Raw genomic sequence first — 3,717 nt, forward strand, 5'->3', positions numbered from 1 at the left:
CCGCGGCCGCCCGCGCGGCGCCCGCCCCGGCAGCCGACAGGGCGCCCGCCGTGGTCGCCGCCGCGCCCGCGATGAACGCGCGCCTGGAACCGCCCGTACGAGCCGCCATGCCCCGCCTCCTTGTTACCAGTGGTAACACCCGTCCGGCGCAGGAGCATAGGGCGCCGGACCGGGGCCCGGAAGCGCGCGGGAGCACCCGGTCGCACTATGGCGCGAAAGGTTCGATCCGGCGCTCCTGTGGGAAACTGACCACACGTCACGGGGAAGGAGAACGCGGATGCCGAGCGAACCGCTTTCGCAGAAGGAGATCGAGGACCGGCTGCGGGAACTACCCGGCTGGGCCTTCGAGGACGACCACCTCGTCCGCACCTACCGACTGGCCACGCACCGGGCCGCCGGCGCGCTGGTCTCCCACATCACCGTGGTGCAGGACGAGTTGAACCACCACTCGGACCTCACCCTCGGCTACGACACCGTGCGCCTGTCGGTGAACAGCCACGACGCCGGCGGCCTGGTCACGGAGAAGGACTTCGACCTCGCCGAACGCGTCGAATCCCTCGCACCCGCCCACGGCGCGAGCTGACACCGCCGTCGCCCCGCCCAGCCCCGCCCCGCCCGGGGCCGGCCAAGGGTCTACGGCGCCGCGCGCCCCGCGGCCGTCCGGCATGGGCTCACGCCGGCTCCAGCCGCCACCACTGCGACGGGGAGTCGGTGTCCTCGCCCTGCCGCGCCCGGCCCTCGGCGTCGGCCTCCAGCGACAACCCGCTGATGCACGCGACCAGCGACACCACCCCCGGGTCGTCGAGGTGCTCCTCGACGAGCCACTCCTGCGCCCCGAAGGCATTGGCCCGCCACACCTGCACCCGGGCCCCGCTGTCCGTCGAGGCGTTCGCCACGTCCAGGCGCCGTCCGTTGTCCTCACTCACGACGTGGAAGATCCCGCCGCCGCTGTGCACCGGCGAGATCCGCCACCGGCGGGCGGCGGCCGGCGCGGGCGGGCCGTCCGGGCCGACCCGCACCCGGGAGGCGCCCTCCAGCTGCAGCACCAGGCCGCTTTCCACGTTGCGGATCCGGTAGACCCCGTCCACGAGGTTCAAGCGCCCGCCCCTCAGACGTCGAAGACGGCCGGGTCCGGACCGATCCGGCGGCCTGCCGCGCCCGCACCGAGGGCGGACAGCTCCGCGAGGTCCGCGGCGTCCAGCTCGAAGCCGAACACGTCCAGGTTCTCCCGGATCCGGGCGGGCGTCACCGACTTGGGGATCACGACGTTGCCGAGCTGCAGGTGCCAGCGCAGCACCACCTGCGCGGCGCTGCGGCCGTGCTTGGCGGCGACGGCGGCGACCGCGGGAAGGGTCAGCAGCTCCTTGCCCTGGCCGAGCGGGGACCAGGCCTCGGTGACGATGCCGAGGGAGGTGTGCAGGGCCCGCAGTTCCTCCTGCGGGAACAGCGGGTGCAGCTCGATCTGGTTCACCGCCGGCACCAGGGCGCTCTCGCCGCGGAGCCGCTCCAGGTCCGCCGGGCGGAAGTTCGACACGCCGACCGCCTTGGCCCGGCCGGACGCCGCGATCTCCTCGAAGGTCTTCCAGATGGCGAGGAAGTCGTCGCGCATCGGGCGCGGCCAGTGGATCAGGTACAGGTCGAGGTGGTCGAGGCCCAGCTTGTCGAGCGAGTCGTCGAAGGCCCGCAGCACCTGGTCCCGGCCCCAGCGCTGCTTCGGGCCGTTCCACAGCTTGGTGGTGACGAACAGTTCCTCGCGCGGCACCCCGGACGCCGCCACGGCGCGGCCGGTGCCGCGCTCGTTGCCGTAGATCGCCGCCGTGTCGATGCTCCGGTAGCCGGCCTCCAGCGCCGCACCCACGGCCCGCTCGGCATCGGAGTCCGGGACCTGCCAGACGCCGAAGCCGAGCCGGGGCATGGCCGTGCCGTTGTTGAGCTTGATGCTGGGGACCTGGTTCACGTCTGGTCGTTCCCTCGGGGTCGGTGCGGTGTGGTCCGTGCCACGGCGTACGAGGGGCGACAACCGGCCGCCCGTACGCCCTATTCCCGCCATCGCGGGCCGGACCCCACCCCGGCCCCTGCCCGGACCTGGCACCGGGCCCTGGGGACCGCACCGGACCGCACCCGGCCCCGGCCCCACCCCCGGACCGCACCGGGCTCACCGGGCCCCGGGGACGGCACTGTGCCCGGGGCCGCGCTTCCGGGGCGCGGTCACCGCGGACCCAGGTACGCCTCCCGCACCAGCGGGTTCGCCCGGACCTCGGCCGGCGTTCCCCCGGCGAGGACCGTGCCGAGGTCCAGGACCACCACCCGCGCGCACAGCTCCATCACGAAGGCCACGTCGTGCTCGACCAGCAGCACCGCGCAGCCCTCCTCCCCGGCCAGCCTCCGCACCACCGCGACGAGCCGCTCCCGCTCCGCCCCCGACAGCCCCGAGGCGGGCTCGTCCAGCAGCAGCACCCGCGGCCGGTCGGCCACCGCCCGGGCCAGCTCCACCATCCGGGCCCGCCCGGCCGGCAGCCCGCCCGGGTACGCGGGCCCCAGCGCCCCGATCCCGCATTCCTCCAGCAGCTCCCCGCCCCGCTCCCGGCGGGCCCGTTCCCGGGCCCGCCGGCCCGGCGCGGCCAGCAGGTCGGCGGCCAGACCGCCCCCGCCACCCCGCCACTCCTGGGCGACGAGCACGTTGTCGGCCACGCTCAGCTGCCCGAACAGCTGCCGCCGCTGGAAGGTCCGGCGCACGCCGTGCCGGGCCCGCCACACCGGGGAACGGCGGGTGACGTCCACCCCGTCGAGGAACATCCGCCCCCGGTCCGGCCGCCGGATCCCCGACAGCACGTCGAACAGGGTGGTCTTCCCGGCCCCGTTCGGCCCGATCAGCCCGCACACCTCTCCGGCCCGGACCCCGAGGTCCACCCCGGTCAGGGCCCGGACCCCGCCGAACCGCACGCCGACCCCCCGCGCCTCCAACACGTACCCGCTCACCGCGTCACCCCCAGGTAGGCCTCGGTGAGCCGCTCCGCGTCCACCTCGGCACGCGGCCCGCACCACGAGACGCGGCCCCGGGCGAGGAAGGCCACTCTGTCGGCGATCCCGAGTACGGCGTCGGCCCTCTCCTCCACCAGCAGCACCGCGCAACCCGCCCCGCGGAGCTCGGTGAGCAGCGCGTACACCTCCTCCACGACGCGCGGCGCGAGGCCGAGCGAGGGCTCGTCGGCGATCAGCACCGCCGGCGGACGCTGCAACAGCGGGGCCAGCGACAGCATCTGCTGCTCCCCGCCCGACAGGGCCCCGGCGGCCACCGTGCGCCGCTCCCCGAGCCGGGGGAAGCGCTCGTAGGCGGCCCGCCGCTCCCCGGGGTCCTCCAGGTGCAGGGCGAGGTTCTCCTCGACGGTGAGCGCCGGGAAGATCCCCCGTCCCTCGGGCGCGAGCAGCACCCCGGCCCGCGCACGGCGTACGGGGCCGTCGCGCGTGGCGTCCCGCCCGGCCACGAGGACCGACCCGCCCGTGGCGGGCAGCAGCCCGGCGGCCACCCGGCAGGCGGTGCTCTTCCCGGCGCCGTTGGGCCCGAGCACGGCCAGCACCTCCCCGCGCCGCACGCCGAGGTCCACCCCGCGCAGCACGTTCCCCCCGTCGTAGCCGGCCCGGATCCCGCGCAGCTCCAGCGCGACCCCGCGACCGGCCGGCGCCCCGGCGGGACCCGGCGCGCCGCCGGACCGGGCC

At 76.1% G+C, this 3,717-nt stretch carries 5 protein-coding genes; 1 reads left to right on the forward strand and 4 read right to left on the reverse strand.

Translation table 11 applies throughout. From position 1 onward, the window contains the following. The first annotated feature begins 277 nt into the window (after nt 1-277). Nucleotides 278-583 carry a 4a-hydroxytetrahydrobiopterin dehydratase gene (locus ACEPPI_RS40105; RefSeq protein ID WP_373920177.1) on the forward strand — a complete coding sequence of 102 codons (306 nt, stop codon included), beginning with the start codon at nt 278-280 and terminating at the stop codon, nt 581-583. 88 nt (nt 584-671) lie between these two features. Here the strand turns inward: ACEPPI_RS40105 and ACEPPI_RS40110 are convergent, their stop codons facing one another. The 4 genes from ACEPPI_RS40110 to ACEPPI_RS40125 form a co-directional block, all read right to left on the reverse strand. Next, nucleotides 672-1,097 (reverse strand): RICIN domain-containing protein, encoded by a 426-nt coding sequence (locus ACEPPI_RS40110; RefSeq protein WP_373920178.1) that lies wholly within the window; start codon nt 1,095-1,097, stop codon nt 672-674. Between the two features lie 11 nt (nt 1,098-1,108). Continuing rightward, nucleotides 1,109-1,957 carry an aldo/keto reductase gene (locus ACEPPI_RS40115; RefSeq protein ID WP_373920179.1) on the reverse strand — a complete coding sequence of 283 codons (849 nt, stop codon included), beginning with the start codon at nt 1,955-1,957 and terminating at the stop codon, nt 1,109-1,111. A 251-nt stretch (nt 1,958-2,208) separates the two neighbouring features. After that, the gene (locus tag ACEPPI_RS40120; RefSeq protein WP_373920180.1) at nt 2,209-2,979 is read right to left on the reverse strand and encodes an ABC transporter ATP-binding protein; all 771 of its coding nucleotides are present in this window, start codon (nt 2,977-2,979) and stop codon (nt 2,209-2,211) included. Then, nucleotides 2,976-3,717 (reverse strand): ABC transporter ATP-binding protein (locus tag ACEPPI_RS40125; RefSeq protein ID WP_373920181.1); only part of this gene is annotated, 742 nt, incomplete at its 5' end. The genes ACEPPI_RS40120 and ACEPPI_RS40125, both read right to left, overlap by 4 nt.

It is taken from the genome of Streptomyces sp. AB3(2024) (assembly GCF_041862025.1).
GTDB lineage: Bacteria > Actinomycetota > Actinomycetes > Streptomycetales > Streptomycetaceae > Streptomyces.

Bases quoted from the DNA above. Each gene is read 5' to 3' on its own strand.
- ACEPPI_RS40105 (WP_373920177.1), top strand. From the start codon at position 278: ATGCCGAGCGAACCGCTTTCGCAGAAGGAGATCGAGGACCGGCTGCGG.